This is a genomic window from Pseudomonas asplenii, from assembly GCF_001293465.1.
Lineage (GTDB): Bacteria > Pseudomonadota > Gammaproteobacteria > Pseudomonadales > Pseudomonadaceae > Aquipseudomonas > Aquipseudomonas fuscovaginae_B.
Genome location: NZ_JSYZ01000002.1, coordinates 53,881 through 80,057, shown reverse-complemented (window position 1 = coordinate 80,057; position 26,177 = coordinate 53,881). Strand labels below are relative to the sequence as shown.

Below are 26,177 nucleotides of genomic sequence, written 5' to 3'. Positions count from 1 at the left end.
GGAACCGTGGCGGGTTGTCGGTCAGTAGTCGATGGGGTCGCGGATGATCGGGCAGGTCATGCAATGACCGCCGCCACGGCCGCGGCCGAGTTCGCCGGCACTGATGGTGATGACCTCGACGCCGGCCTTGCGCAGCAGGGTGTTGGTGTAGGTGTTGCGGTCGTAACCGATCACCACGCCCGGCTCCACGGCGACCACGTTGTTGCCGTCATCCCACTGCTCCCGTTCGGCGGCGAAGCTGTTGCCGCCGGTCTCCACCACGCGCAGGGCCTTGAGGCCGAGGGCCTTGGCGACGGTGTCGAGGAAGCTGGTTTCCTCGCGGCGTACATCGATGCCGCCCGGCTTGCTCTCGTCGGGCCGCAGGCTGAAGGCGACGATCTGGTTCACCACTTCCGGGAAGACGGTCACCAGGTCGCGGTCGCAGAAGCTGAACACGGTGTCCAGGTGCATGGCCGCGCGGGACTTCGGCAGGCCGGCGACGATCACCCGTTCCACCGCCTTGTTCTTGAACAGGTTCAGCGCCAACTGGCCGATGGCCTGGCGCGAGGAACGCTCGCCCATGCCGATCAGGACCACGCCGTTGCCGATCGGCATCACGTCGCCGCCCTCTAGGGTGGCGTTACCGTGCTCCTGGTCCGGGTCGCCGTACCAGACCTGGAAGTCGGCGTTGACGAATTCCGGGTGGAATTTATAGATGGCCGTGGCCAGCAGGGTTTCCTGGCGGCGTGCCGGCCAGTACATCGGGTTGAGGGTGACCCCGCCGTAGATCCAGCAGGTGGTGTCCCGGGTGAACTGGGTATTGGGCAGTGGCGGCAGGATGAAGCTGGAGTGGCCGAGGAAGTCACGGAACATCTGGATGGTCTTGCCGCCGAAGCTGTCGGGCAAGTCGTCGGCCGATATCCCGCCGATGAGGAACTCGGCGGCCTTGCGGGGTTCCAGGCTGCGCAGCCAGGAGCCGACTTCGTTGACCAGGCCGATTCCGACCTGGTTGGCGGTGAGCTTGCGTTCGAGAATCCAGTCCAGGGCTTCCGTCTGGCCGACGATGTCGGTCAGCAGATTGTGCATTTCCAGCACGTCGATATCGCGTTCGCGCATCTTGGTGACGAAGTCGAAGTGATCGCGCTTGGCCTGGGCAACCCAGAGCACATCGTCGAACAGCAGTTCGTCGCAGTTGTTCGGGGTCAGCCGCTGGTGGGCCAGGCCGGGGGAGCACACCATCACCTTGCGCAGTTTGCCGGCTTCGGAGTGGACGCCGTACTTCACTTTTTCCGTGGTCATTGCAGATCCTCCAGAGGGAACGAACAGGGGGTTACAGCGTCAGGAAGCCGTCGTAGAGGCCGTAGGCGGCCAGCAGGGCGCCAGCGACCACTGCGGTGAAAATCAGCTTCTCGACGGGGGTGAAAATGGGTTTGCCCAGCTCGTGCTTGGCCTTGGCGAACAGGATCGCGCCCGGGGCGTAGAGCAGGGCGGACAGCAGCAGGTACTTCACCCCACCGGCGTACAGCAGCCAGATCGCGTAGAGCAGGGCGATGGCCGCGATCCACAGGTCCTTGCGGCGTTCGGCCAGGGCGTTTTCATAGGTTTCGCCACGTACCGCCAGCAGCACCGCATAGGCCGCCGACCACAGATAGGGCACCAGGATCATCGAGGTGGCGAGGTAGATCAGCGACAGGTAGGTACTGGCGGAGAACAGCGTGATGACCAGGAATATCTGCACCATGGCGTTGGTCAGCCAGAGGGCGTTGGCCGGCACGTGATTGGCGTTCTCGCGGCGCAGGAACGCCGGCATGGTGTGGTCGCGGGCGGCGGCGAACATGATCTCGGCGCACAGCAGCACCCACGACAACAGGGCCCCGAGCAGCGAGATGATCAGGCCGACGCTGATCAGCAGCGCGCCCCAGTGCCCGACCACGTGCTCGAGCACGGCGGCCATGGACGGGTTCTGCAGCCTGGCCAGTTCTGGCTGGGTCATGATCCCCAGTGACAGCACGTTGACCAGCACCAGCAACAGCAGCACGGTGATGAAACCGATGACCGTGGCCTTGCCCACGTCCGAGCGTTTTTCCGCACGGGAGGAGAAGATGCTCGCGCCCTCGATGCCGATGAACACCCAGACGGTGACCAGCATCATGTTGCGCACCTGGTTCATCACACTGCCCAGGTCCGGGTTTTTCACCCCCCAGATGTCGGCGGTGAAAATGTCCAGCTTGAAGGCGAACAGGGCGATCAGCACGAACAGCAGCAGTGGCACCACCTTGGCGACGGTGGTCACCAGGTTGATGAAGGCCGCCTCGCGGATACCGCGCAATACCAGAAAGTGCACCGCCCACAACAGCAGTGAGGCTCCGACCACCGCCGTGACGGTATTGCCTTCACCGAAGACCGGGAAGAAGTAGCCCAGGGTGCTGAACAGCAGGACGAAGTAGCCGACGTTGCCCAGCCAGGCGCTGATCCAGTAACCCCAGGCCGAGGAGAAACCCATGTAGTCGCCGAAACCGGCCTTGGCATAGGCGTAGACCCCGCCGTCCAGGTCCGGCTTGCGATTGGCCAGGGTCTGGAACACGAAGGCCAGGGTCAACATGCCCACGGCGGTAATCGCCCAGCCGATCAGGACGGCGCCGACATCGGCGCTGGCGGCCATGTTTTGTGGCAGGGAAAAGATTCCACCGCCGATCATCGAACCCACTACCAGGGCAACCAGGGCGCCCAAGCGTAGTTTTCCGGGAGACTCAGCCATTGCATGACTCCAGTTCAGGAGAAGTGAGGCTCCAGAGTAGGGATGCAGGTTGAGGCGGGAACTGATTCAGATCAGGTTATGGGTGTATCGGATCTTGAATGTCCAACTGCATTTAATTGCGCGGCTATTTATTTTAAGTAATTGATTTTTATTGATTTTTTTATGTTTTTTATGGGCTTGCCGGTCAGGCTTTGTCGCTAATTTGAAAGTTTGTGGCGCCATGAGTTGGAACAGGGTTAATGGTGTAGGACCTACATGTTTCTCAGCGACTGAAATAACTGGAAATAAAAAGGCTGGCCATATAATGGCCAGCCCTCGAAGTCACCACTGGGGTGGGTGCTTGCCCAATTTCGTGGCCGGCAACCGCCAATGCAACGGCGTGCCCTCGATGTTCAGTGGCGGGATCAGGCGATGCGCCGGCCCCCAGGCGGTGTACTCGACCCAGGTGCTACGGTCTCTGGAGGTTTCCCGACGCAGGGGCTGCGGGTCATGGGCCGTCCCCTGCTCCAGCAGCAGTTTCGCCGTGCGTGCCAGCGACAGCCTGGCCGAGCCGCCACGTCCGCTGTGCAGCCGTTCGGTCAACGCGCGGATCGCCGTGGCCGCCATCAGGTAGCCGGTGCCATGGTCCAGTGCTTGCACAGGCAGTGGCGTCGGCACCTGCGCCGGCTTCCAGTGCATGCCGGCCTGGGCGATGCCGCAGCTCATCTGCACCAGGCTGTCGAAGCCGCGGCGGTTGCGCCACGGCCCGCTCCAGCCATAGGCATTGAGGCTGACATCGATCAACCCGGGCGACAGTTGCCGACGGTGCTGCGCAGCGTAGCCCAGCCGTTCCAGTGCGTCGGCCCGATAGCCATGCAGCAGGATATCGGCCTCGCCCAGCAAGCGGTCGAACACCCGTCGGTCGGCGCTGTCGTGCAAGTCCAGGCGGGCGCAGCGTTTGCCCCGGGTGACTTCCGGGACCAGGCTCGGCTCCTCCCAATGGGGCGGATCGATTCGCAACACCTCGGCGCCGAGCCCGGCCAGCATGCGACTGGCGACGGGGCCGGCGAGGATGCGGGTCAGGTCGAGGACCCTGACTCCGGCCAGCGGCTGCGTGGTCGAGCCGCTCCAGGCCCGGGGGTGCGGATCGTCGTCGGTACTGCGCTGGATCAGTGCCTCGGCGTTGACCGCCAGTCCCTGGGGGTGGTTTTTCCAGTCGTCCCAGGTGCGCATTTCGGCAGCGCAGCCTCCGCTGTCGACGATCGCCTGCTCAAGCTCGCCCTTGTTCCAGCGGGCGACGAGCTCGGCCATCACCGCGCGGTCGCCGGCCGGCCCGAGTACCCGCTCGGCGGCGGCCCGATGATGCGGCGCGTTGGTGTGCAGGCGAATCCAGCCATCGGCGGTGGCGTAGTCGCCGGCAATCGGGTCCCAGGGCTCTGGCAGGTTCCAGCCGATGGGGCGCAGGGAGCTGGCGAACCAGAACGAGGCCAGGCGCCGGTCGACGCTGACTCCCGGGTTTTGTCCGGTCTGTTGCCGGAGCAGTTCGGCCACCGCTTCGCCCACGGCCGCCAGGCTGGCGCTGGCCAACTCGGTGACGGCAAAGGCCGAGGGCAGGGCACCGGATTCGGTGAAGTCTGGAGTCGAGGCGGGTAGCTCGAGTGCGGCTTGAATGGATGTCAGCAGATCGGTCATCGAAAGGCCCTCCATGAGTAGAATCATTGCAGCGCAAATATTCGCGGCTGTCGATTTTTGCAGGTCCCTTCCGACGATTGTGCGCTGGACGCGATGGCTGAATCGGATACTTCGCAGAATTGGCTGGGGGCTTGAGGGCCCATTCGCGGGCAAGCCCTGCTTCTACAGGAAGGCGGGGCGTACATCAGTGCGGGGCTTCGCTGCCTTTCAGGGCAGCTCGATGACCGGCAGGCGTTCGGGGCGGGACCAGATCCACAGGTTGCCGAGGGTCATGCCGGCAATGGCCAGGTACACCGGCCAGTGGTGTTCGAGCATCACCAGCATCAGCGTCGCGCACAGCAGCATGCTGACGGTGGCGCTGACCTTGGCCCGACGGGCGATGATCTTGCCGTTGCGCCAGTTGCTCAGGATCGGGCCGAACAGCCGGTGGTTCTCCAGCCAGGCGCTGAGCCGCGGCGAACTGCGGGTGGCGGCCCAGGCGGCCAGCAGGATGAACTCGGTGGTGGGCAGGCCGGGCACGACGATGGCGATCAGGCCGATGCCGAGGCTGACATAGGCAAGCACGCCGAACAGGAGGCGGCTGAGCTTGGAGGACGAGGGTGTTTTGCTGGTCATGGTCTCAATTGTGGTGCGCCGGGCGGCTTGGCTCAAGCCTGGTGTTTCATTCACGTCGGGGCCCTTCGCGGGCAAGCCCTGCTCCTACAGATGTACGCCGTATCCTGGAAGGATGTACGACTTATCTCTGTAGGAGCAGGGCTTGCCTGCGAAGAGGCCTTCGAAACCACCGAAGGTCTTGCAGGCAGACCCGTATTCAGGCCAGCTCAGGCGCCGATTCGTAGGCTTGTTCCAGCAGCACGGTAAAGCGTACGAACGCATCGATGGCTCCTTTCTCCACCGCCGCTTCCTCCTCGGCGCTGAACTCCAGGCCGTCCAGGGTCCTGATGAAGCTCTTCCAGCCCTCGGCACGGCCACCAGCCGGCTCGCCCAGGTGACGGGCACCGAAGGTTTCGCTCAGGCCCAGGCCTACGGCACGCTTGATCAGGAACGCGGCACCGAGCTTGGAACCTTCGGAGACGAAGATCCAGCCCAGGGCTTCGGCCTTGCTCGGGTGCTTCAGGGCACCGGCCACCGGCTCCGGGACTTCGGTATCCAGGTCCGCCAGGTCGGCCTTGGCCGCTTCGGCACGGCAGCGCGCCGGCAGGTCGGGGACGATGGCGATCAGTTCCGGGTCGTTGTACAGCGCCACCAGTTCCGACTGGAACAGATACTGGGCGACCACGAAACGGGCGAAATTGGCCTGGTTCTCGAACGGTGCGTGGGCCTTCACCAGTTGATCGAGCTTGCTGTGTGGCTCGTGGGTGATCTGGTTCAGACGCTGGGAGCGCAGGCTTGGGCGTTGGGTATTGTCCTGGGAGGTCATTGGGGAGTCCTTGGGAATGAGAGGCGCTTTCAGTTACTAGACGAACAAGGAGACGCGCCACAGTAAAAAAACCTCACCCCGCCGTCTGGCAGTGTGGCGGGGGAGGCGGCGGTCGGTCAGATATCCCAGATCAGGTTGACCGAGAAGTTGCGGCCCGGAGCGGTCAGACGGTCGAGGTTGGCCGGGCTGAGCACACCGGCTTCGCCCACGCCGTCGTAGCCACGTACGTCATCCCAGTTCCAGTACTTCTTGTCGGTCAGGTTGTACAGGCCGGCATTGACCGTCACGTCGTCGGTGACCTTGTAGAAGCCGGTCAGGTCGAATACGCCATAGCCCGGGGTCTTGAACTGCTTGCTGCTGGTCAGGCCGTCTGGCGCGTTGAAGGTGCTGTCGTCGACCCGGTCCTTGCGCTTGACCAGGGTCCAGCTCAGCAGTGCCCCGTACTTGTCCTGGTCGTAGCCCAGGCCGAACACGCCGGTGAGCGGGTTGACGCTGTTGATCGGTTCGCCACTGTCATCGTTGCGACCGTAGGCGTAGGACACCGAGCCCTGGGTGTAGAGCCCTTGCGGTGCGCCGAAGTGGTCCAGGTTCAGCCGTCCCTTGACCTCCGCGCCCTTGATGGTGGCGTGCTTGATGTTGTTGGTCTGGAACGTCAGCTCGCTGTAGCCGGGAGCGACCGCGTCTTCGTTGATGAAATCGCGATACTTGTTGTAGAACACCGCCACGTCGAAGGAGCCGGCCTCGAATCGACCGCGCAGGCCGGTTTCGTAGCTTTTGCTTTTTTCCGGCTCCAGGTTCGGGTTGGGTTCGACGTTATAGCCGGTGGTACCGTTCTGGAAGCGACCGTACAGGGCCTTGGCGGACGGGGTGCGGAAACCTTCGGCGTACTGGCCGTACCAGGTGTACTGGTCGGTCAGGGCGTAGGTCAGGCCGAACTTGGGCGAGACGCGGTGCCAGGTCTTTTTCGAGCCGTCGATGTCGCCACCGCCTGCGGCGGTGATGGTATTGATGAATGCCTGGGTGATGTGCGGCTTGAGCTGGGTGTAGTCATAGCGCAGGCCGGGCAGGAAGGTCCACTGGTTCCAGCTGATCTGGTCCTGGGCGAACAGCGAGTAGGTGTCGATGGTCGGATCGGGGAAGTCGCTGGATTTCACCAGGCGATCCAGTGGGCTGTTGCCGCCGACCGCGGTGCAACCCTGGCCGGGTACGGTGCTCACCGCCAGACAGGTGCCACTGCCGCTACGCGAGCCGGTGACCTTTTGCTGCTTGATGGTGCTGCCGTAGGTCAGCAGGTGATCGGTTTCACCGAGGTTGAAGGCCTTGTCCGCCTGGGCGTCGAGTACCCATTGCTGCTCCTTGTAGACCGTGTCCCGGCTGCGCAGCACACGACGCACGAAGGGGAAGTAGTCTTCCAGGGTGCTTTCATCGGTCTTGGCGGTTTGATAATTCAGGCTCAGCTTGACGTGATCGGCCACGGCGCTGTCCAGACCGAAACTGTTCTCGATGCCAAAGCGTTCGCGGGTGACGGTATCGTTGCCGGTACGCGAACGGTACATGCCCACTCCCGTACCATTGCTGAACGGCCCACCCACGGCGCTGCGCTGGTTGGTGTCGATATCGCTCTTGTAGCGCTCGTAGGTCAGGCCCAGGCGCGAGTCATCGTTGTAGTTCCAGCCCAGCTTGGCCAGCACGTTGGTGGTGCGGTTGGTTTCCGGGTTGGCTTCGGTGCGTTTCAGGCCGGTGCCGCCGGTGTCGCCGTAGGACTCGGTTTCGCGGCCGTTGCGCTGGCTCAGGTGCAGCAGGCCATCGAAGTCGCCGGTACGGCCGGCGACGGTGCCGGAGGTCAGCCAGCTGTTGTCGGAGGAGCTGTAGCCGCTCTTAAGGCGGGCGCCGACGTCCTCGCCGGGCTTGATGATGTCGCTCGGATCGAGGGTGTAATAGCTGACTGCGCCACCGATGGCGTTGCTGCCGTAGAGCACCGACGCCGGGCCGCGGAGGATTTCCACGCGCTTGACGATTTCCGGGTCGACGTAGTTGCGGTGGGTCTGTGCATAGGGGCCATTGAAGAAACTGTCGGGAATCTCGACACCATCGACCTGGGTCAGGATGCGGTCGCCATCGATACCGCGGATGTTGTAGCCGCTGATACCGCCGCCGCGCAGGCCCGCGCCGCTGACGGAAACGCCCGGCTCATAGCGCACCAGTTGCTTGATGGTGTTGACGTTCTGCCGGTCGAGCTGCTGGCGGTCCTGCACAGTCACGGTGCTGGGGACCGAGGACACGTCCTGCTCCTGGCGGGTGGCGCTGATGGTCACCTGTTGCAGATTGAGCGTGGTGCCATTGGCCCGCTTTTCCAGGACGACGTTGTTGTCGCCGAGCTTGCGGTAGCTCAGGTTGGTGCCGGTCAGCAACTGCTCCAGGGCCTTTTCCGGGGGCAACGCACCGTGTACGCCAGGCGATGCCACGCCCTGGCCGAGCTCGGCGGGCAAGCCGACCTGCCAACCGGTCACCGCGGTGAACGCATTCAGCGCCGAAACCAGCGGCTGCTGGGCGATGGCGAAATTGTAGTTGGCGAGGCTGCGCGCCGGTTGCGTGGCGCCGCTGGCCGCCAGTACGGGTGTCGCCTGGGCGCCGGCGAGCAGCATGGCGGCGGTAAGCAGGGACAGGGTGCACTGTTGCAGGCCGCCACTGCGGGCCTTGGAGGTGAAACGAGTGGGCATCGATAGCGCTCCGATCTTCGAAACTTATAGTTGCGATGCGATTCGTTATGAGAATCACTTTCATTGGCTATGACGAGACGAATGATCGAGTGCTATCGAGTAAAAAAACTTTCGGTCAGTTGAGAATGACCAGCGCTGGGTACTCCGAGACCCTTGCGGAAGTGATGTGGGCCAGTGAGCGGAGCACGTCCAGCGGCTTGTCCAGGCGGTAGTTGCCGGTCACGGCGACCTTGTCCAACTGCTCGTTGTTGTTGACGATCCAGCCCGGGTAGTAGCGTCGCAGTTCGGCCAGCACCTGGCCCATCGGGCAATTCTCGAACACCAGGCGGCCCTGGATCCACGCCAGGTCCTTCTGTGCATCGAGTTTTTCCGGAGGCCCGAAACCATGCGGGCCGACCCGCACACTGCTGCCGGCGGACAGGCGCAGGCGGGCACTGTCGTCGCGGGTACGCAGGTCGACATCGCCGCGCTGTACCTGCACCTGCGCCTCACCGTCCAGGTAGCGCACGGCGAAGGCGGTATCCTGTACGCTGGCCTGGACCGGCCCGGCATCGATCTCCAGCGGATGTTCGCGCTGGCCGGATACCTCGAAGAACGCCTCGCCCTTGTACAGTCGGGCCAGGTGTTGCTGGTCGGTGAAACGGCTGGAGAACGCCGAGTTGGTGTTGAGCAGGACCTTCGAGCCGTCTTCCAGTTGCAGGTGCTGGCGCTCGCCGGCCACGGTCAGGTGATCGGCCTGCAGGCGCAGGGCCAGGTTGCCGTAGGTGCCGATGGCGATCAGCAGCACGGCGGCGGTTGCCAGCGGTTTCCAGTGTGGGCGCAGGCGCCGCAGCAGGGACGGTCGCCGGCGGGTGGTTGCCTGCAGCGCCTGGGCGGCGGCGATCACCGCTTGTGCGTTCCAGGCGCCACTGGCCCGGGCATAGGCCTGGGCATGGGCCGGATCGGCGGCAAGCCAGGCGTCGAATTCGGCGCGTTGCCCGGCTGTCGGGCATTCCATCACGATCAGCCAGTCCAGTGCCTGATCCATGGCGTCGTCTGGCAACACTGGCCGAGCGGCTGCGGGAGGTGGCTGGTTGGGGCTGTCCGTCACGGGTGTTCCTCGGCAATCGTTGTCACGGTTTGGTTCGGTGATCCGCCTCCCGTGGGCTGGCGGATCTTGTAGGTCTTGGCGCTGAGGGCAAGCTTAAGGGCGATCCAGGCGTTCGGCCACCCCGACACAGATGGCCATGATCAGTTTCAGGTCCTTCTGCACGGTGCTCAGGGACACTTCGAGGCGTTCGGCGATCTCCTGGTAACTGCAGCCATGCAGGCGGCTGAGAATGAAGATCTGCTGTTGGCGGGCAGTCAGTTGACCCAGGCTCACGCTCAGGCGCTCCAGCAATTGTTCGGCATGGGTGGCATCTTCTGGAGTACTCAAGGGGGCGACGACACTTTCCACCACCTCCAGCGGCACATCCTCCATCAGTGTGCGGGCCTGGATACGCCGTGCACGCAGGTGGTCGAGCGCGAGGTTGCGAGCGGTCTGGAACACGAAGGGTTCAAGATGATCGATGGAGCGTTCGCTCAGGGCACGGGTGACCCGCAGGTAGGTCTCCTGCAGCAGGTCCTCGGCGGTGCTGGGGTTCTGCACCATGCGTTGCAGCGTACGCAGCAACGTAAGCCGCTGGGTGAGGAAGACCTGGTTGAACTGGGATTGCGTCACGACGGCACCTGACGGGGTTATGCTAATGATAATAATTAGCATTTGACCTTTCGGTCAAGGGGCCGGTTTCCCGGTCCTCAGTTTGGAAGAGTCGCTGTCTTGCCCAAGTTGCATGAGCCTGCGTGGCGTGAGGTAGCTGAATATCTGAGTGCTGTTTTCTATACTAAGGATTGGTTTTGAGTATCGAGGTTTTTACCCGTGGAAAGTTTTCGGAGGGAGCCGGGTGACGAAGGCGTTACTTATTTTTGAGCGTTTTCGGGGTTCATTCCGACCTTCCGGAGCTGCGGAAGTTCTTTTTTGCTGGCTTGGCTGTGTAAGCCTTTACTTACGTGTTGCGTAAGCGATCGAGGATGAACACGGCAGCAGATTGCCGAGAAATCTGTTTAATTGATTGAAATATAAGTGCTTTTTAAAACTTCCAATGGATCCGAAAACTCTCTGTGTGCTTCTGGATCCACTTGCGGGCGATCTGAAAGTCATTAATATCAGCCCTGTGTCGACGGATAGACACGGCGATCATGGAAGATCGCTAAGAGGAACATCGCGGGATGCGATTCATCAGGATGATGAAAGGGAAAAAAGGGACTAGGGAAAAAATGTGGGCGGGTTACACCGCCCCTTTTTTTTGCCTGTAGAAAAGTGCTGGCCCTGGCCCAACAACGCAAAAAGGCCCGCAAGGGGCCTTTTCGGGAGTACGCAGGACTCAGCGTTCGAGATACTGCAACTTGTCCTTTTCGCCATCCCACTTCTCGGCGTCCGGCAGCGAATCCTTCTTCTCGGTGATGTTCGGCCAGATCTCGGCCAACTCGAGGTTCAATTCAATGAAGGTTTTCATTTCCTCCGGGACTTCATCTTCGGAGAAGATGGCCACGGCCGGGCATTCTGGCTCGCACAGTGCGCAATCGATGCACTCATCCGGGTGAATCACCAGGAAGTTCGGGCCTTCGTAAAAGCAGTCCACCGGACAGACTTCTACGCAGTCGGTGTACTTGCACTTGATGCAGTTGTCGGTGACGACGAAGGTCATTTCTAATTCTCTCCTCAGGCGGCGGCGGCGAAAACCCTATCAGGACGGGCTCGCTGGGCTTGGGAACGGCTCTGCGAACCAGGCTAATAGCCCGCAGCTTCCCAAGCCGCGCGAGATTCTAGCAGCTTGCGGCCGTCTGCGTTAGATCCGTGTCTTCAATGTGTAAAGCATTTCCAGCGCACGGCGTGGTGTCAGGTCGTCCAGGTCGAGCTTGGCCAGTTCGTCGAGCACCGGGTGCGGCAGGCTGGCGAACAGGTCGCTCTGCTGCGGCACCGCCGGCTTGCCGGGCTTGGCCACCGGCGCCTCGTGGGGCAGGCTGGTGGTCTCCAGGCGGCTCAGGTGTTCGCGGGCACGGCGGATCACGTCGCCGGGTACGCCGGCCAGTTGCGCCACCGCCAGGCCGTAGCTCTGGCTGGCCGGACCGGGGAGCACGTGGTGCAGGAAGACGATCCGTTCGTTGTGCTCGGTAGCATTCAGATGCACGTTGGCCACCAGCGGTTCGCTCTCCGGCAGCACCGTCAGTTCGAAGTAGTGGGTGGCGAACAGCGTATAGGCCCGCAGGTGCGCCAGGCGCTCGGCGGCGGCCCAGGCCAGGGACAGGCCGTCGAAGGTACTGGTGCCGCGACCGACCTCGTCCATCAGCACCAGGCTGCGCTCGGTGGCGTTGTGCAGGATATTGGCGGTTTCGCTCATTTCCACCATGAAGGTCGAACGACCACCGGCCAGGTCGTCGCTGGAGCCGATCCGGGTGAAGATCCGGTCCACCGGCGACAACTCGCAACTGGCGGCAGGCACATAGCTGCCGATGTGGGCCAGCAACACGATCAGGGCGGTCTGGCGCATGTAGGTGGATTTACCGCCCATGTTCGGACCGGTGATCACCAGCATGCGGGTGTTGTCGTCGAGGGCCAGGTCGTTGGCCACGAACGGCGTGGTCAGCACCTGCTCGACCACCGGGTGGCGACCCTGGCTGATGCGCATGCACGGCTCGTCGACGAAACGCGGGCAGTTCAGGTCGAGGTTCAGCGCGCGTTCGGCAAGGTTGCTCAGCACATCCAGTTCAGCCAGCGCGGCAGCGGTGTCCTGCAGCGGTGGCAACTCGCCGATCAGGGTTTCCAGCAGCGCCTCGTAGAGCATCTTCTCCCGTGCCAGGGCGCGGCTCTTGGCCGACAGTGCCTTGTCTTCGAATTCCTTGAGTTCCGGGGTGATGAAGCGCTCGGCGCCCTTGAGTGTCTGGCGCCGGATGTAGTCGGCCGGGGCCGATTCGGCCTGCTTGCTCGGCAGTTCGATGAAGTAGCCGTGCACGCGGTTGTAGCCGACCTTGAGGTTGGCCAGGCCCGTGCGCGCCTTTTCCCGGGCTTCCAGGTCGATCAGGAACTGGCCGGCGTTTTCGCTGAGCGACAGCAGCTCGTCCAGCTCGGCGTCGTAGCCGGTCTTCAAGACGCCGCCGTCACGGATCACCGCCGGCGGGTTATCGATGATGGCGCTCTCCAGCAGGATCGCCAGTTCCGGGTAGGTGCGGGCAGTGGCGGCCAGTTGCTTGAGGTGCGGGGCGTCCAGTTCGAGCATCGCGTCCTGCAGTTGCGGCAGGGCCCCGAGGGCATCGCGCAGGCGCGCCAGGTCGCGTGGACGGGCATTGCGCAGGCCGATCCGGGCGAGAATCCGCTCGATATCGCCGATTTCCTTGAGCTGGGGTTGCAGCCGTTCGAAGCGGTAGCCTTCCAGCAGGCAGCCGATGGACACCTGGCGCGCGGTGAGGATCTTCAGGTCGCGCAACGGGCGGTTCAGCCAGCGGGTCAGCAGGCGGCTGCCCATGGCGGTCTGGCAACGGTCGACCACCGACTGCAGGGTGTTGTCGCGACCGCCGGCGAGGTTGATGTCCAGCTCCAGGTTGCGGCGGGTGGCGGCGTCGAGCACCACGGTATCGTCCAGCCGCTCATGACGCAGGCTGCGCAGGTGCGGCAGGGCGGTGCGCTGGGTTTCCTTGGCGTAGGCTAGCAGGCAGCCGGCAGCGCCGATGGCCAGGGTCAGGGTTTCGCAGCCGAAGCCCTTGAGGTCCTGCACGGCGAATTGCTGGCAGAGGCTCTTGTGCGCCGAGTCACGTTCGAAATCCCAGGGGGCGCGACGACGAGTGCCTCGGCGTTTCTCCGCCGGCAGGCCTTGTGGCCAGTCGTCCGGGATCAGCAGTTCCACCGGATTGATCCGCTCCAGCTCGGCCAGCAGGTTTTCCCAGCCCTTGATTTCCAGCACGGTGAAGTTGCCGCTGGTGATGTCCAGCACCGCCATGCCGAACAGCCGCTCGTCGCCGAGCACGGCGGCGATCAGGTTGTCGCGGCGCTCATCGAGCAGCGCTTCGTCACTGATGGTGCCGGGGGTGATGATCCGCACCACCTGGCGCTCCACCGGGCCCTTGCTGGTCGCCGGGTCGCCGATCTGCTCGCAGATCACCACCGATTCGCCGAGTTTCACCAGCTTGGCCAGGTAGCCTTCGAGGGAGTGAAACGGAATCCCGCACATCGGAATCGACTGCCCGGCCGACTGGCCGCGGGCGGTCAGGGTGATGTCCAGCAGCTTGGCGGCCTTCTTCGCGTCTTCATAGAAAATCTCGTAGAAGTCGCCCATGCGGTAGAACATCAGCTGATCGGGATGCTGGTTCTTCAGGCGCCAGTATTGCTGCATCATCGGGGTGTGCGAGGACAGGTCGGAAATTGGCTTATTCATCAGTGGGGTAGGTGATAGCTTGAATAAAGTGTGGGGGCAAAATCGGGCTGTTTGCCTGGCAATGGGCGCAAGGTTAACACGGGTGCTCCGGGTCCGCAGACATGGCCTTTTGCTTTTGATGTTATATTTATGCACTGAATATGCAAATTAGCATTTGCTATTCACGCAAAGCCCAATCAATATGCGCGTTATGCAAATACGCAATGTTTCTACCGTCCTCCGAGCGCTGCTCGACCGCCACGGGATCTCCCCCACGGAGCTTCACCGTCGTACCGGCGTGCCCCAATCCACCCTGTCGCGCATACTCAGCGGGAAGATCGTCGATCCTTCGGACAAGCACATTTCGAAGATCGCCGAGTATTTCCAGGTGAGCACCGACCAGTTGCGCGGCCGTGCCGATATCGGCGCCGCCCGCGACCAGGAGCAGGGCCCGCTGCACTCTGAACTCAAGGATATAAGCCTGTGGGACGACGACACCCCCGTCGATGAAGACGAGGTGTCCGTGCCCTTTCTTCGCGAGGTTGAATTGGCTGCTGGATCAGGAAGATTCGTCATCGAGGAAAGCGAGAAGGCCAGCCTGCGCTTCGGCAAGCGCAGCCTGCGCCACAACGGCGTGCAGTTCGACCAGGCCAAGTGCGTGACCGTGCGCGGCAACAGCATGTTGCCGGTACTGCGCGACGGTGCCACGGTCGGGGTCAACGCCGGCAAGAGTGCCATCGGCGATATCGTCGACGGCGATCTCTACGCGATCAACCACAACGGCCAACTGCGGGTGAAGCAGCTCTATCGCCTGCCTACCGGTATCCGCCTGCGCAGCTTCAACCGCGACGAGCACCCGGATGAGGACTACACCTTCCAGGAAATCCAGGAAGAGCAGATCGCCATCCTCGGGCACGTCTTCTGGTGGGGCATGTACGCCCGTTAATCCTCTCTGATTCGGAAAAAACCCACAGCCATGTGGGTTTTTTTTCGCCTGCAAAAAAGACCAACCCCTTGGTCGGCGGGGCCTCCATGCATTCGTGCATTGTTCGTGCAAAAATAAATGCATTTGTGCATTGACTGGATATGCATACATGCATATTCTTTGTTCCAAGCCGGCCGGAAAGGCCAGCCAAAGGCAGCGATGCCAGGGGGATGACCCCGAAGCTCTTTAGTCGTACCGCTTCAAAGAACAGGCAGCGATGGATCGGCCTTGATGGTCCAGAGGGTTGGCAACTGACCCGGGTGTGCAGCGTAAAGCACCGTAAGCAGTTATCCGGCGGGCAGGGGCCGCGGTCGGAGGAACAATTTGAATCGATCCGTACCGCGCCAGTAGCGCCGAAGGATCGGGTGTCCGCTTCGCGTATCCCGCGCTCGCCCTGATGGCGTGCGGGGCCGGAGCCGACACCGGCATTACCAAAGGGCCTGGCACGAGCCGGGCCTTTTGGAATGCCCACGGAACCGGGCTCCCACGAGAATCCTTCACCTTGAACTACAAGCCAAACCATTACCGGCCAGCCAATGGCCATTTTCTTCCACAGGAGGCGTGACATGACGAACGAGCAACAAGCGTTGGCGGACATGCCTATCTGGCTGGTCATCGTACTGGCCGTGATCGGCGGAGTGTCCGGCGAGATGTGGCGCGCCGACAAGGAGGGCGCCCGCGGCTGGCCACTGCTGCGGCGGCTGGTACTGCGCTCCGGCGCCTGCATGGTCTGCGGCGTGTCGACCATCATGCTGCTGTACGCCGCCGGCGTGTCGATCTGGACCGCCGGTGCCTTCGGCTGCCTGACGGCCATGGCCGGGGCGGATGTCGCCATCGGTCTCTATGAGCGCTGGGCGGCCAGGCGCATCGGGATCGATGAGCCGGTCGTGCGCAATTCTCAATCGGATCGGCCGTGACGCTGCAACAGGAATCGTTTATGTCTTCAAACACTATCGACACGCCCTCGATGCTGTTTAGCACCCTCAGGAACGTGATCAAGGCTGCTTACCCACAACTCAAGGTGGGGACTCGTCGCGAGTTCGATGGCGTGGTGGTACCTGCCTGGGTGCTGATAGGCATCGACGGTGACAGCGCGGGTAGTCGCGCCCACGACGGTCGCCGCGCCCACGAGTTCAGCCTTTCGCTGCAGACAGTCGTGTCCACCCAGGAGATGGATGCGACCTTGTCGGCCTGCAACCTCGCCAGCCAACTGATCGATCTGGTGATCGATAACCGCTGGGGAGCAGCAGGGCAATGCGAGTTGCCGAGCAACATCCAGGGGGTGCCCTCGACCTTCGCCGATGCCGGCCAGGTCTACGGCGGCTGGACCATTTCCTTCAAGCAGATGTTCTATTTCGGCCAGCCCCTGCTGGACGATCCGACCGGTATTCCCAGGTTCGCCCGCAGTTGGGAAGTGACCAACCTGGACGACCCCGATCAATACCTGCCGCTTCCCTAGAAAACCCACAAGGAGCTCATCATGTTCGAGGCGCTGCTACGCCTGCAACTGAGCCCGATCATCGAGCGTCTTGCCGAAATGGAGGCGGAAATCGACGACCTGCATCGCCGGGCCGAGAGTTTCTGCCGTATCGGCGTATGCGCAGCGGTGGACGCGGCGAGCCATACCTGCAAGGTCAGCCACGGCGAGCTGCTGACACCGGCGATCCGTTTCTTCAATCCCAGCGCTGGCGAGCAGAGCGAATCGCGCATCCCCTCGGTGGGCGAGCAATGCCTGCTGCTGAACTACGGCGCCGGCGAGGGTGGTAGCCAGTCGGTGGCGCTGTTTGGCATCAACTGCGATCGCTTCCCCCCGGCTGCGACGACGGCCAACCTGACACGCCGGCTGCACAGGGACGGTACCGAGAGCAGCTACGACGATAGCGCTCATGTCCTGAGCTGGAAAAACGCCGAAGCCACTTTTCGAGGTTCCCGCGAAACCATTGAGCTGACCCTGGGACCGGCGCGCCTGGCGCTGACACCGCAGTCCATCGAACTGAAGCTGGGCGCGGTGGGCCTGACCCTCGATGCCGCCGGCGTTCACCTGCTCGGCCCGCTGGTGGATCACCAGGGCCGGGTCATCAGCACCGCATAAGGAGCCCGTCTTGATCGGAGTCGACAGAAACAGCGGAGCCACGGTCGACGACTGGCTCCAGTTCGTGCAGCGCGCCACCCGCGCGCTGACCACGCCCCTGGGCACCCGCCAGAAGCGGCCTCTCTATGGCTCGCGGATTCCCGAGTTGCTGGGGCAGAACCTGGGCGACGATCTGCTGCTGCTGGCCCAGAGTCACGCGGCACAGGCGTTCTACAACCCGGCCAATGGCATCGGCGATTTCGCTCCGCAGGTGATCGTCGCCAGTCGCCAGGATGCCGGCCTGTTGCTGCGTTTCGCCGGGACCTGGAAGAACCGTCAACAGACATTCGAGGTAGTCACATGAGCATGTTGATCCCTGGGCAGAACCAGTTGGCGGAACCGGAGATCGTCAACGTCGACGTCTTCGAGGACCTGCTCGCCGAGTTCAAGACCTTTGTCGTCGAGTATGTCGGCGCCCGTTCCCCCGACAGTGCGGCCAAGCTGAAAGTCAGCCTCGAGAATGAAAGCGAGTTGCTGACCATGGCCCTCGAAGCGTTCTGCGTGCGTCTGCAAACCCATGAGCGCAAGTACAACGCCCGTATCAGGCAGATGTTGGCGTGGTGGGCCACCGGCAGCAACCTTGACGCTCGCCTGGCGGACATGGGGCTGGAGCGACAGTTGCTGGATCCGGGCGACCCGACGGCGTTTCCGCCGGTTCCACCGATCCATGAAAGCGATGACGATGCGCGCCTGCGCTACTACCTGGCACCCCATGCGCCGGCCGCAGGGTCGCGCATGCAGTATCGTCGTGAGGTGTTCACGCTGGGTGAGCGGCCATCGGTCAAGGTACAAAGCACTTCACCGGGCGTCGTGGCGGTCACCTACACCTTCGACCCGGATGGTTACGCCGCTCAGGTCAAGGACGGCAACGGCCGGCGCACGGCGCCTGGCGAGGTGATGGTGACGGTTCTCGCACGCCGTGGCGACGGCACGCCGTCGGCCGACCTGCTTGAGCGGGTGCGCAGTCATTTCTCCCGCCCGGATGTCAGGCCGGAGACGGACCTCGTGAGTGTCCAGGGGGCCGAGATCAAGGGCTACAAGATCCGGGTGGTGGCCAGGATCAATGGTGGGCCGGATTCGGGGCTGACGCAGTTGGCGGCAAGCCGTCAGCTCCAGGCTTATGCCGAGGCCTGCCATCGCCTGGAAGGGCGGGTCGAGCCGAGCTGGATCGACTACACCCTGCACAGTGCCGGGGCGGTTCAGGTCGAGATTCTTGAGCCGCGCGAGCCCATCGTCACGACGGCCTTCCAGGCACCCTATTGCACAGGGGTCGAGGTGGAGGTGCTGACGTTATGACGCAGCAAACACGATCCGGCAGCCTGTTGCCCGCGAACAGTTCACCCTTGGAAAAGGCCCTCGACCTGGCTTTCGGCAAACTGCTCGAACGTGTCGTCCCGCCGTTTCCCGAACTGATGAATCCGTTGCAGACCCCTGCCGGGTTCCTGCCCTATCTGGGCGCGGATCGAGGAGTCAGCGAGTGGGATGCCCAGGCCAGCGAGACCGAAAAACGCCTGACGGTTTCTCTTTCCTGGCAGATCCAGCGCCAGGCCGGGGTGCGCCAGGCGTTGAGTCATGCGGTGGAGTCGCTGGGCTTCACGCCGAACATTTTTGCCTGGTACGAACAGCATCCCCGAGGCACGCCATACTCCTTCGATGTGCAGGCGATCATCGGCCGCAGTTGGTCCAGTGGCGATCACAACCGGCTGATCCGCCGCATCAATGCGGCCAAAAGCGAGCGCGACCTGGGGACGATCACCCTCGTGCACGAAACCCGCGGGGATGTGCGGGTCGCCGCTGCCGTCGACAGCCCGCTCAGTATTCACGACGACAGCCTCGAAGGCGCGTTGCCTGACCTGAGGCTGCAGGCATCGCTGGGCGTCGGCAGTGGCACTCACCAGCCGTTCGGCGAGGGTGAGCTTTTCCTCAGTGCGGTCCTGCCCTGAACGGATGGGCAGGCGCAATCGATGGGCCCCGTCGGAGCCCTTTTCACACGACAATTTCAAGGCGCAGCCATGACACAAGACATTACGCGCCTGGTTCGCTTCACCTCAGCCGGCCTGGCTGAAGTGCTGCAGGCAAGAAACCAGGGCTTGAAAGGAAGCATCACCCATATCGGCGCCGGGACGGCGCGCTACGACCCGAACGGCAGCGAGACCACCCTGCGCGACGAACGCCAGCGGGTGGCGATCGTCGACTACGAGGACCTGGGCTCCCGGCAACTCCGGATGGCTGCGCTGTTCGATGGGCCTGAGGAATACGAAATCGGCGAGTTCGGCTTCTACCTCGCCAGCGGGACCTTGCTGGCGGTGTATTCGGTGGCAGGCACCCTGCTGACCTACAAGGCCGCGGCGGCACGTGTGCTGCAGAAGTTCACGCTGGATCTATCGTCCCTACCGGCGCAAAGCGTGCAGGTGGTGCTGGGCTCCAACAACCTCAATGTATTGATGGCTGAAGAGCTGGCAGCAGTGGCTACTGCCAATATCAACAACATGGCTCGGCACCTCGGTGTGCTGTTTCGAGTGATGGCATTGGAAGCCAACTAGGCGTGGCAGCAGTTTCAGGAATTTCAGAGGCAAACATCTGGGTAGATGTTGCCATTCCAGGAAAAACTCATGAGGGAAGAGGTTCTTTAAATGGGTATTGAACAGAAAATTGGTGAGCTTGTCAGCGCAGCTGATGGTCTGACCAAAGTTGTTGACGGAAAAATAGCGCAGATCGATGCGCGGATGGATGTCGCACGGGCCGAATTCGACGACTTCCGGAACCGGAAAGATATGGTGGGTGCGCCTGGTGTACAGGGCACGTTGCTGATGAACATCTTCCAGGGTGGTGTCTGGGGTACTGGCGGCGCTGTCGGTAAAGGGGTTTCAGGTGGATTCTCGCAAGTCGACCTGGGCAGCTCCGTCAATGTCTACATGCACTTCAGGCTGCCATTCAATATCAACAAGCATGATCAGATGTTCTGGTACAACATTCGCGGCTACAGCTACGGGGGGGCCGCTATTGTTGACGAAACGATCGTTGGCTACTGCTACTCCCCACAGCGAGCAGTGATCAATCAGGCTGTTTTCGGCAACATGTCGCCAGCTATCTACACCGACTCCCTGGGCAATGTGGTGATCAGGCTGAAGTTTCCGAATATTTATGTGACGACGGTCCGTATCGACACCATGCAGGTGGGTGTTGGAGGGATGACGCCAGTTGGAAGTCTCCAGGCGAAACTGTCCCTTACTGAAAAGGTGGAATTCAATTGAGTGAAGATAACGCTGTGACAATAGAGTTTCGTCCTAGCGCCGAGGCCATCGCCATCGCCGAGTGGGCATCCATCCGCACCCGTCGTAGCCAGTTGCTCGTCGCGGCAGACTCGCTGCAGGGGGCGGACAGCCCGCTGACTGAGGCGCAGTCGAGCGAGTTGGCGACGTATCGCCAAGCCCTGCGCGACATTCCGCAGGACGTTGGTGATCCGTTCACGATTACCTGGCCCGAGGCACCGGCCTTTCTGAAGTAACCCAACACCGCGAAAGCGGTTTTTTTTCGCCTGCACACAGCCCCTGCCCAGGGGCTTTCGTGTTTTTGCGTCTGGAGAAATTCGCAAATGTCCAACCGCCAGAAATACACCGTCATCGTGCCGTTCCCCATCGGGGGCGGGCACTGGTCGAGCGTCGGCCAGGAGCTCGAGCTGCTCGATGTCGAGGCCAGCGCGCTGCGTAGCGCCGGGCGCCTGGAACTGTCCAGCGTCCTGGCCCAGAACACCCACCCGGCCAAGAAGGCCAACACCCGGAAGGTAGAATAACCATGGCTGAGGTTTTGAACTTCGAGCACAACGGCATCACCGTCAATGCCACCGAATCGCCGGAGGCCATGGGTGGCCTGGGCGACAACGTGATCGGTCTGGTCGGTACTGCACCGAATGCCAGCGCCCTGCTGCCGCGCAACACCCCGCTGCGGCTGAACAGCTTCACCACCCAGGCCCAGCTGGACCCCACCGGCGCGGAGGCCGGCACCCTGTTCCAGGCGGTGTACCAGATCCTGAAAGTGGTCAAGGTACCGGTCTACGTGGTCATCGTCGAAGAGGGCGCAACCTTTGCCGACACCCTGAACAACGTGATCGGCGGTGAAGATCCCGCCACCGGCCGCAAGCTGGGCCTGGCTGCGCTGAGCAGCGTTCCCGAGGACCTGACCATCATCGGCGCGCCGGGCTTCACCGGCTCCAAGGCCGTCGCCGGCGAGTTCGCCGCCTTCGGCAAGCGCATCAAGGCCCGGGTGGTACTCGATGGCAAGGATGCCCCGGTCGCCGACCAGGTGGCCTACAGCAAGGAACTGGGGGGCGCCGACCTGGGCTTCGACCGTTGCCTGCTGGTGCACAACCTGCCGGCCGTCTATTCCAAGGCGGCGAAGAAGAACGTGTTCCTGGCGCCGTCGAGCCTGGCCATCGCCGCACTGGCCAAGGTCAAGCAGTGGGAAAGCCCGGGCAACCAGGCGACCTTCGCCGAGGACGTGTCCCGCGTCGTCGAATACAACATCCTCGATACCTCCACCGAGGGCGACCTGCTCAACCGCTACGGCGTCAGCTACTACGCCCGCACCGTGCTCGGCGGCTTTTCCCTGCTGGGCAACCGTTCGGTCACCGGCAAGTTCATCAGCTACGTCGGCCTGGAGGATGCCATCAGCCGCAAGCTGGTCAAGGCCGGCCAGAAGGCCATGGCGCGCAACCTCACCAAGTCCTTCATGGAACAGGAGGTCAAGCGCATCAACGACTGGCTGCAGACCCTGGTGGCCGACGAGACCATCCCCGGTGGCAACGTCTACCTGCACCCGGAGCTGAACAGCGTCGAGAAGTACAAGAACGGCACCTGGTTCGTGGTCATCGACTACGGCCGCTACGCCCCCAACGAGCACATGGTTTACCAGCTCAACGCCCGCGATGAAATCATCGAACAGTTCCTGGAGGACGTTCTCTAATGTTTACCAACCGCGTAAGACAGGCCATTGCGGCCACCCTCCAAGGCCTGCCGCTGTCGGCCACGGTGGAGACGTTTACCCCACCGAAGATCGAATTCGAGATGGAGACGATGCAAGGCGGGCGCTTCATCGGCGAGGAAATGGCCAAGAGTGGCAAGCCGCTGACCGCCAAGCTGGAGTTGCAGGGCGCAGGTCCGGAACTGATGCTGGCCCTGGGCGTGACCGTGGGCGACGACATCCTGCTCAATGTCCGCGAGGCGGGCCAGGACCAGGATGGCAACACCTACTTCATCTACCACACAGTCGGCGGCCGGCTGAAATCCCTCGAGGAAGGCATGCTGAAAATGGGCGACAAGCCCAAGACCACCCTCGAGTTCTCCTGCCGTACCTACAACCGCCTGGAAAACGGCGTGTCTGTGATCGATGTCGACGTGCGTACGCAGAAGTTCGTGCTCAACGGCGTGGACATCCTCGGTAGCGCACGCCGTGCCGTGCTGATGCCTTGAGCCGCGTTTCGCCGCTTCCTGTTGGCCGTCCCGACGCATTCCATGGCGTCGCTGGCGGCCCCATCCGTCATCAAGGAGTTCACTACATGTCCTGGCTGCCCCCCAAGCATCGCCTGCTTTCGCCAATCAACGCCGATGACGGCTCGCAGATCGCAGAGATCCAGCTCAAGCCGCTGTTCTACGCCGCGCAAAAGGAGGCCCTGGCCCGTGCCGGCGAGGATGAGGACGATCAGTTCTTCGAACTGGCCAAGCTCGCCACCGGCCTCTCGGACAAGCTGCTCGACCAGCTCAAGCGTCCGGACTACGTGAGCATCGCCCAGTACGTTCACGACATGTCGACCCGCCCGAGCCGCTACTTCCTCGAGCAGGCTGAAGATGCGGCGCTGGAGTCGGACCCTGACCAGGTGCACCTGCTGCAGCCGCTGGAACTGGCGGGGCGCAGCATCACCTCATTGAGCCTGGAAATGCCCGTGCTGCGGGCCACCAAGGTGATGAAGACGCTGAAGACGGCCAAGGAGCGGGCCGAGTTCATCACTGCCCATTGTACCGGGTTGATGATCCCGGACCTGGCTCATCTCACCGTACCCGACTGGACCCAGCTGCAGGTACGTATTGACGATTTTTTAAACAAACCGGCGGCCTTCTTTCAGAGCGCGACATCGAGCTGATCCTCGACATCGTGCCGCTCGTCTACCTGGCGAGCGAGGCGGAGATCCTCGAGTGGGACGCCGCGAAGGCGCTACGCCGCTACGACATAGCGGTGGCACGCCTGGGGTTGAAAGAGGAGTAGCGCCGGATGGCACAAGATAGCATTTCCTGGCGACCCACCGCGGTCAGCGAAGGCTGGGCCGCACTCGATCTGTCACTGGGCAGCCAGATTGCCCTGTTGACCGCCGAACAGCGACAGTTGCGCACGGCGATCGAATCGCTGAACAGCTCGCTGGCCGCCTCGCGCACGCTGTCGGCGCCGGCCTCCGGAGCAGGCAAGCCGGCGTCGGGCGATGAGCGCAAGCCGCCCCCACTGCTCCAGTCGGCTGTCTCGCTGGATGCGGCGATGGCTGACTTGGCCGTGGTGATGAAGCTCGAGCACAGCGAGCGTGAGGCCCTGTCGCAGGCCAATCTGAAGATGGCCAGCGAGCGCCCATTGGCCGCCAGGGGAATCAGCGCTGCGGACCTGGCCAGGGTGGAGAGGGGCGCGGTTACGGCAGGCATCGGCAGGGAGTTGAACGACCCCGGCGAGCGGCGCGAAGCCGTGCTGGGTTTTACTCGTGATGCTGCACTCATGGCTTCGGCCTTCCGTATCGATGCCGAGCAGTCCGCCGAGCTGATGGCCGGCTGGCGCACCGAGCTGAAACTCAATCAGGTCCAGATACGGGATCTGGCGGATGCCTCCAGCCTGTTGGCGCAGACGTTCGGAGTCATGCCTACGGATATTGGCGCGGTGGTTCGGCAAGCGGGCACCGCTCCTGCCGAGGCGGGCCTTTCGCCGGAGCAGACGGCAGCGTTTTCTGCCGTGCTGTTGCAGGCCGGCATGAACAAGGACCAGGCGAGCGGCAGCTTGAAGACCTTCAGCACTGCCCTGGGTACGCAGGCTTCCCCGCAACAGCAGGCAGCGTTTGCCGAACTCCGGTTGGATCGCAACGAGTTGTCCCTGGCGATGAAGCAGGATGCACCGGCCGCGATGGTTTCTCTGCTGGAGGCCTTGGGTAAGGCGCCTGCCGACCGGCAGGCTGGTCTGGCCAAGAGCCTGTTCGGCAATGACGAGGCGCTGCTGGCCCTGCAGAAGGATCCGGCACCGCTGAAGACGGCTTTTGCCGAGGTTGCCGACAAGGGGCGTTATGCGAGTTCCGTGCTGGGGGACAAAAGCGCCCTGAACCAGGCGGCGGAAAATGGCAGCGATTCCCTGTCGGGCAACTGGAACCGGTTTTCGGCCAGCCTGAGTCGATTTTCGACGACGCTGGGCAACGCCTTTGCGCCTGTGGTCGAAGGGCTGTTGGTGCCGCTGGGTGAGCTGTTCGACGGCTTGAGTGGCCTGGCCGAAAGCATGCCCAAACTGGCGGTGGCGGCTACCGCCAGCGTCGTTGCGTTGACGGCAGTGGGGCTCAAGGCCCTGGCAGGGGGCATGCTCGCCAATGGCCTGGAGACCGCGGCGGCGATCAATCGGCGTATCGCCGAAAAGCTGGGGCCCGAGAGCACCGACAAGGCTGATTCGTCCGGGCAACCCGCTCGCCGCAGGAACCCGAGGAATCGCCGAGGCAAGCGCGGTCCCAGGGCCGGGATCGGATCTGTGAAGAAACCGCGGAACGAATCTCGGGGTAAACTCGACATCAAGGTTCAGAAAAAGGCACCGACCGACCGCAAGGCTGCTCCACCGGCGTCGGCTTCACAGCGTAAGCCGACTGGCTCTTCCCTGACGCTGGGCTTCGCCGGGGCGCGTCCGATGAACACGCTCGCCTCGACCACGGGTGAACGCCTCATGGCCGGAACACGCGCCTTGCGTGGCCGCCTGCCGGGGCCCCTGAGAGTGATGGACGCCGGCATGCAGGTATTCGACGCAGTACGCGAAGGTGATACCCGATCCATGCTCAGCGGCCTCGGCGTGGCCGGCGGTGGCTGGGCGGGTGCCTCCGCCGGGGCTTCGGCGGGTGCTGCTCTCGGCACGCTGATTTTTCCGGGTGTGGGTACAGCCGTTGGCGGTGCCTTGGGCGGCGTGCTTGGCGGTATTGCCGGCAGCGATATCGGCTCGTGGCTGGGCGACAAGTTGGGCAACAGAATCAGTGGCCCTGGCAACCGCCTGCCCGATCCGGGTGCGGTCGGCAGCGAGCTGACCGCCAAGCCCGCGGACAACCGCCAGGTCACCTTCGCCCCGGTGATCCAGATCAACGGCCTGGACCAGGCCACTGCCCGACAACTGGCCGATACCGTGATGCAGCAGATGCAGGCGCAATTCGTCCCGATGATGATGGCCGATCCCCTTGCCGCACGGCGCGGTACGGCCCTGACCGATGGAGGTGACTGATGCGACAGCAAATGGCGTTGGGCGATTTCATTTTCGGCCTGTCCCGGGATTTCGCCTACAGCTCGCTGATCCGCAAGACCACCGGCGGCTGGGTCGAACTGAACATTCTGCAGAGCAAACCGAAGTCCAGCCAGACCGGTCCCGGTTTGGAGAGCCTGACCATCGGCGGCAAGGCCATGGGCGCTGCCGGCATGGAACGGCTCGACCAGTTGCGTGCCCTGCAGGCCCGTGCCGTGCCCCTGCCGCTGGTCGATGGGATCGGCCGCAACTGGGGTCTGTGGCGAATCGACAATGTATCGGAGACCCAGGGCCTGATCATCGATGACGGCACCGCGATGATCGTCGACTGGACGGTGGAACTGAAGGAGTTCGTCAATGCGTAGGGTACGAAGCGTCGCCGGCGATTCGGTGAACCTGTTGCTGTACCGCGAGCAGGGGCGTTGTGACGATGTGATGGAAGAGGCGCTCTGGCGCCTCAATCCGCGACTTGCCGAATATGGCGCGGTATTGCCGGCCGGTGTCTGGGTGACCCTGCCCGAGGTCGAGGCGCGGAACCTGATTGCCGCGCCCGTGTCGGCCTGGGATTGAGGAGGACGT

At 62.9% G+C, this 26,177-nt stretch carries 27 protein-coding genes; 17 read left to right on the top strand and 10 right to left on the bottom strand.

Translation table 11 applies throughout. The features are described 5' to 3' along the window. Positions 1-21 precede the first annotated feature (21 nt). The 10 genes from arcA to mutS all read right to left on the bottom strand — a co-directional run bounded on the left by arcA (position 22) and on the right by mutS (position 13,986). Positions 22-1,278 carry an arginine deiminase gene (gene arcA, locus PF66_RS02415; RefSeq protein WP_054061810.1) on the bottom strand — a complete coding sequence of 419 codons (1,257 nt, stop codon included), beginning with the start codon at positions 1,276-1,278 and terminating at the stop codon, positions 22-24. A 31-nt stretch (positions 1,279-1,309) separates the two neighbouring features. Further along, positions 1,310-2,737 carry an arginine-ornithine antiporter gene (gene arcD, locus PF66_RS02410; RefSeq protein ID WP_054061809.1) on the bottom strand — a complete coding sequence of 476 codons (1,428 nt, stop codon included), beginning with the start codon at positions 2,735-2,737 and terminating at the stop codon, positions 1,310-1,312. 321 nt (positions 2,738-3,058) lie between these two features. Beyond that, positions 3,059-4,408 (bottom strand): CoA transferase, encoded by a 1,350-nt coding sequence (locus tag PF66_RS02405; RefSeq protein ID WP_054061945.1) that lies wholly within the window; start codon positions 4,406-4,408, stop codon positions 3,059-3,061. 207 nt (positions 4,409-4,615) lie between these two features. After that, entirely contained in the window at positions 4,616-5,023 is a 408-nt protein-coding gene (locus PF66_RS02400; protein ID WP_054056822.1) for a YbaN family protein, read from the bottom strand. A 196-nt stretch (positions 5,024-5,219) separates the two neighbouring features. Next, entirely contained in the window at positions 5,220-5,828 is a 609-nt protein-coding gene (locus PF66_RS02395) for a biliverdin-producing heme oxygenase (RefSeq protein ID WP_054056789.1), read from the bottom strand. A 116-nt stretch (positions 5,829-5,944) separates the two neighbouring features. Next, the gene (locus PF66_RS02390) at positions 5,945-8,548 is read right to left on the bottom strand and encodes a TonB-dependent receptor (RefSeq protein WP_054061808.1); all 2,604 of its coding nucleotides are present in this window, start codon (positions 8,546-8,548) and stop codon (positions 5,945-5,947) included. Positions 8,549-8,663: 115 nt separating this feature from the next. After that, positions 8,664-9,638 (bottom strand): FecR family protein, encoded by a 975-nt coding sequence (locus PF66_RS02385; RefSeq protein WP_054061807.1) that lies wholly within the window; start codon positions 9,636-9,638, stop codon positions 8,664-8,666. A 93-nt stretch (positions 9,639-9,731) separates the two neighbouring features. After that, positions 9,732-10,250, bottom strand: a complete 519-nt coding sequence (locus PF66_RS02380; protein WP_054056792.1) for an RNA polymerase sigma factor — start codon at positions 10,248-10,250, stop codon at positions 9,732-9,734. Positions 10,251-10,953: 703 nt separating this feature from the next. Then, positions 10,954-11,277: a ferredoxin FdxA gene (gene fdxA, locus PF66_RS02375; RefSeq protein WP_054061806.1), complete on the bottom strand. Its 324-nt coding sequence runs from the start codon at positions 11,275-11,277 to the stop codon at positions 10,954-10,956. A 141-nt stretch (positions 11,278-11,418) separates the two neighbouring features. Next, the gene (gene mutS, locus PF66_RS02370; protein WP_193394186.1) at positions 11,419-13,986 is read right to left on the bottom strand and encodes a DNA mismatch repair protein MutS; all 2,568 of its coding nucleotides are present in this window, start codon (positions 13,984-13,986) and stop codon (positions 11,419-11,421) included. Positions 13,987-14,179: 193 nt separating this feature from the next. On the opposite strand from mutS, the gene PF66_RS02365 reads away from it, so the two are divergent. The 17 genes from PF66_RS02365 to PF66_RS02285 all read left to right on the top strand — a co-directional run bounded on the left by PF66_RS02365 (position 14,180) and on the right by PF66_RS02285 (position 26,168). Continuing rightward, positions 14,180-14,923: a LexA family transcriptional regulator gene (locus PF66_RS02365; RefSeq protein ID WP_081009781.1), complete on the top strand. Its 744-nt coding sequence runs from the start codon at positions 14,180-14,182 to the stop codon at positions 14,921-14,923. Positions 14,924-15,528: 605 nt separating this feature from the next. Beyond that, positions 15,529-15,879, top strand: coding sequence for a phage holin family protein (locus tag PF66_RS02360; RefSeq protein WP_054056796.1), 351 nt, complete (start codon positions 15,529-15,531; stop codon positions 15,877-15,879). Positions 15,880-15,929: 50 nt separating this feature from the next. Beyond that, positions 15,930-16,421 carry a hypothetical protein gene (locus tag PF66_RS02355; RefSeq protein ID WP_054061944.1) on the top strand — a complete coding sequence of 164 codons (492 nt, stop codon included), beginning with the start codon at positions 15,930-15,932 and terminating at the stop codon, positions 16,419-16,421. A 21-nt stretch (positions 16,422-16,442) separates the two neighbouring features. Further along, the gene (locus PF66_RS02350) at positions 16,443-17,054 is read left to right on the top strand and encodes a phage baseplate assembly protein V (protein WP_054061803.1); all 612 of its coding nucleotides are present in this window, start codon (positions 16,443-16,445) and stop codon (positions 17,052-17,054) included. Between the two features lie 10 nt (positions 17,055-17,064). Beyond that, positions 17,065-17,397 carry a phage baseplate protein gene (locus PF66_RS02345; RefSeq protein ID WP_054061802.1) on the top strand — a complete coding sequence of 111 codons (333 nt, stop codon included), beginning with the start codon at positions 17,065-17,067 and terminating at the stop codon, positions 17,395-17,397. After that, positions 17,394-18,389: a baseplate J/gp47 family protein gene (locus PF66_RS02340; RefSeq protein ID WP_054056799.1), complete on the top strand. Its 996-nt coding sequence runs from the start codon at positions 17,394-17,396 to the stop codon at positions 18,387-18,389. Before PF66_RS02345 ends, PF66_RS02340 begins: the two co-directional genes overlap by 4 nt. Beyond that, positions 18,386-19,036: a phage tail protein I gene (locus tag PF66_RS02335; protein WP_054061801.1), complete on the top strand. Its 651-nt coding sequence runs from the start codon at positions 18,386-18,388 to the stop codon at positions 19,034-19,036. The genes PF66_RS02340 and PF66_RS02335 overlap by 4 nt, the downstream gene beginning before the upstream one ends. A 69-nt stretch (positions 19,037-19,105) precedes the next feature. Beyond that, on the top strand, positions 19,106-19,636 hold the full coding sequence (locus PF66_RS02330; protein ID WP_054061800.1) for a phage tail protein: 531 nt from the start codon (positions 19,106-19,108) through the stop codon (positions 19,634-19,636). A 90-nt stretch (positions 19,637-19,726) separates the two neighbouring features. Beyond that, positions 19,727-20,347, top strand: a complete 621-nt coding sequence (locus PF66_RS02325; RefSeq protein ID WP_054061799.1) for a hypothetical protein — start codon at positions 19,727-19,729, stop codon at positions 20,345-20,347. Continuing rightward, positions 20,344-20,601 (top strand): tail fiber assembly protein, encoded by a 258-nt coding sequence (locus tag PF66_RS02320; RefSeq protein ID WP_081009780.1) that lies wholly within the window; start codon positions 20,344-20,346, stop codon positions 20,599-20,601. The genes PF66_RS02325 and PF66_RS02320 overlap by 4 nt, the downstream gene beginning before the upstream one ends. A gap of 87 nt (positions 20,602-20,688) precedes the next feature. After that, positions 20,689-20,886, top strand: a complete 198-nt coding sequence (locus PF66_RS02315) for a hypothetical protein (RefSeq protein ID WP_054056803.1) — start codon at positions 20,689-20,691, stop codon at positions 20,884-20,886. A gap of 2 nt (positions 20,887-20,888) precedes the next feature. Beyond that, positions 20,889-22,055 carry a phage tail protein gene (locus PF66_RS02310; RefSeq protein WP_054061798.1) on the top strand — a complete coding sequence of 389 codons (1,167 nt, stop codon included), beginning with the start codon at positions 20,889-20,891 and terminating at the stop codon, positions 22,053-22,055. Then, complete coding sequence (locus PF66_RS02305; protein ID WP_054061797.1) at positions 22,055-22,561, top strand: phage major tail tube protein; 507 nt, start codon at positions 22,055-22,057, stop codon at positions 22,559-22,561. The genes PF66_RS02310 and PF66_RS02305 overlap by 1 nt, the downstream gene beginning before the upstream one ends. 86 nt (positions 22,562-22,647) lie before the next feature. Next, positions 22,648-23,229 (top strand): phage tail assembly protein, encoded by a 582-nt coding sequence (locus PF66_RS02300; RefSeq protein WP_054061796.1) that lies wholly within the window; start codon positions 22,648-22,650, stop codon positions 23,227-23,229. Between the two features lie 128 nt (positions 23,230-23,357). Then, a complete protein-coding gene (locus tag PF66_RS02295; protein WP_081009779.1) occupies positions 23,358-25,580 on the top strand; it encodes a phage tail tape measure protein in 2,223 nt (740 codons plus the stop codon). Continuing rightward, positions 25,580-25,963: a phage tail protein gene (locus PF66_RS02290; RefSeq protein ID WP_054056807.1), complete on the top strand. Its 384-nt coding sequence runs from the start codon at positions 25,580-25,582 to the stop codon at positions 25,961-25,963. The genes PF66_RS02295 and PF66_RS02290 overlap by 1 nt, the downstream gene beginning before the upstream one ends. Then, positions 25,956-26,168, top strand: coding sequence for a tail protein X (locus PF66_RS02285; protein ID WP_054061795.1), 213 nt, complete (start codon positions 25,956-25,958; stop codon positions 26,166-26,168). Before PF66_RS02290 ends, PF66_RS02285 begins: the two co-directional genes overlap by 8 nt. The last annotated feature ends 9 nt before the right edge of the window (positions 26,169-26,177 follow it).

Coding starts and splice junctions, on each gene's coding strand:
- PF66_RS02290 (WP_054056807.1), top strand. CDS start 25,580: ATGCGACAGCAAATGGCGTTGGGCGATTTCATTTTCGGCCTGTCCCGG.
- PF66_RS02350 (WP_054061803.1), top strand. CDS start 16,443: ATGTTCGAGGCGCTGCTACGCCTGCAACTGAGCCCGATCATCGAGCGT.
- arcA (WP_054061810.1), bottom strand. CDS start 1,278: ATGACCACGGAAAAAGTGAAGTACGGCGTCCACTCCGAAGCCGGCAAA.
- PF66_RS02390 (WP_054061808.1), bottom strand. CDS start 8,548: ATGCCCACTCGTTTCACCTCCAAGGCCCGCAGTGGCGGCCTGCAACAG.
- PF66_RS02315 (WP_054056803.1), top strand. CDS start 20,689: ATGTCCAACCGCCAGAAATACACCGTCATCGTGCCGTTCCCCATCGGG.
- arcD (WP_054061809.1), bottom strand. CDS start 2,737: ATGGCTGAGTCTCCCGGAAAACTACGCTTGGGCGCCCTGGTTGCCCTG.
- PF66_RS02395 (WP_054056789.1), bottom strand. CDS start 5,828: ATGACCTCCCAGGACAATACCCAACGCCCAAGCCTGCGCTCCCAGCGT.
- PF66_RS02365 (WP_081009781.1), top strand. CDS start 14,180: ATGCGCGTTATGCAAATACGCAATGTTTCTACCGTCCTCCGAGCGCTG.
- PF66_RS02335 (WP_054061801.1), top strand. CDS start 18,386: ATGACGCAGCAAACACGATCCGGCAGCCTGTTGCCCGCGAACAGTTCA.
- PF66_RS02305 (WP_054061797.1), top strand. CDS start 22,055: ATGTTTACCAACCGCGTAAGACAGGCCATTGCGGCCACCCTCCAAGGC.
- fdxA (WP_054061806.1), bottom strand. CDS start 11,277: ATGACCTTCGTCGTCACCGACAACTGCATCAAGTGCAAGTACACCGAC.
- PF66_RS02400 (WP_054056822.1), bottom strand. CDS start 5,023: ATGACCAGCAAAACACCCTCGTCCTCCAAGCTCAGCCGCCTCCTGTTC.
- PF66_RS02405 (WP_054061945.1), bottom strand. CDS start 4,408: ATGACCGATCTGCTGACATCCATTCAAGCCGCACTCGAGCTACCCGCC.
- PF66_RS02295 (WP_081009779.1), top strand. CDS start 23,358: ATGGCACAAGATAGCATTTCCTGGCGACCCACCGCGGTCAGCGAAGGC.
- PF66_RS02310 (WP_054061798.1), top strand. CDS start 20,889: ATGGCTGAGGTTTTGAACTTCGAGCACAACGGCATCACCGTCAATGCC.
- PF66_RS02355 (WP_054061944.1), top strand. CDS start 15,930: ATGCTGTTTAGCACCCTCAGGAACGTGATCAAGGCTGCTTACCCACAA.
- PF66_RS02340 (WP_054056799.1), top strand. CDS start 17,394: ATGAGCATGTTGATCCCTGGGCAGAACCAGTTGGCGGAACCGGAGATC.
- PF66_RS02285 (WP_054061795.1), top strand. CDS start 25,956: ATGCGTAGGGTACGAAGCGTCGCCGGCGATTCGGTGAACCTGTTGCTG.
- PF66_RS02360 (WP_054056796.1), top strand. CDS start 15,529: ATGACGAACGAGCAACAAGCGTTGGCGGACATGCCTATCTGGCTGGTC.
- PF66_RS02300 (WP_054061796.1), top strand. CDS start 22,648: ATGTCCTGGCTGCCCCCCAAGCATCGCCTGCTTTCGCCAATCAACGCC.
- PF66_RS02330 (WP_054061800.1), top strand. CDS start 19,106: ATGACACAAGACATTACGCGCCTGGTTCGCTTCACCTCAGCCGGCCTG.
- PF66_RS02325 (WP_054061799.1), top strand. CDS start 19,727: ATGGGTATTGAACAGAAAATTGGTGAGCTTGTCAGCGCAGCTGATGGT.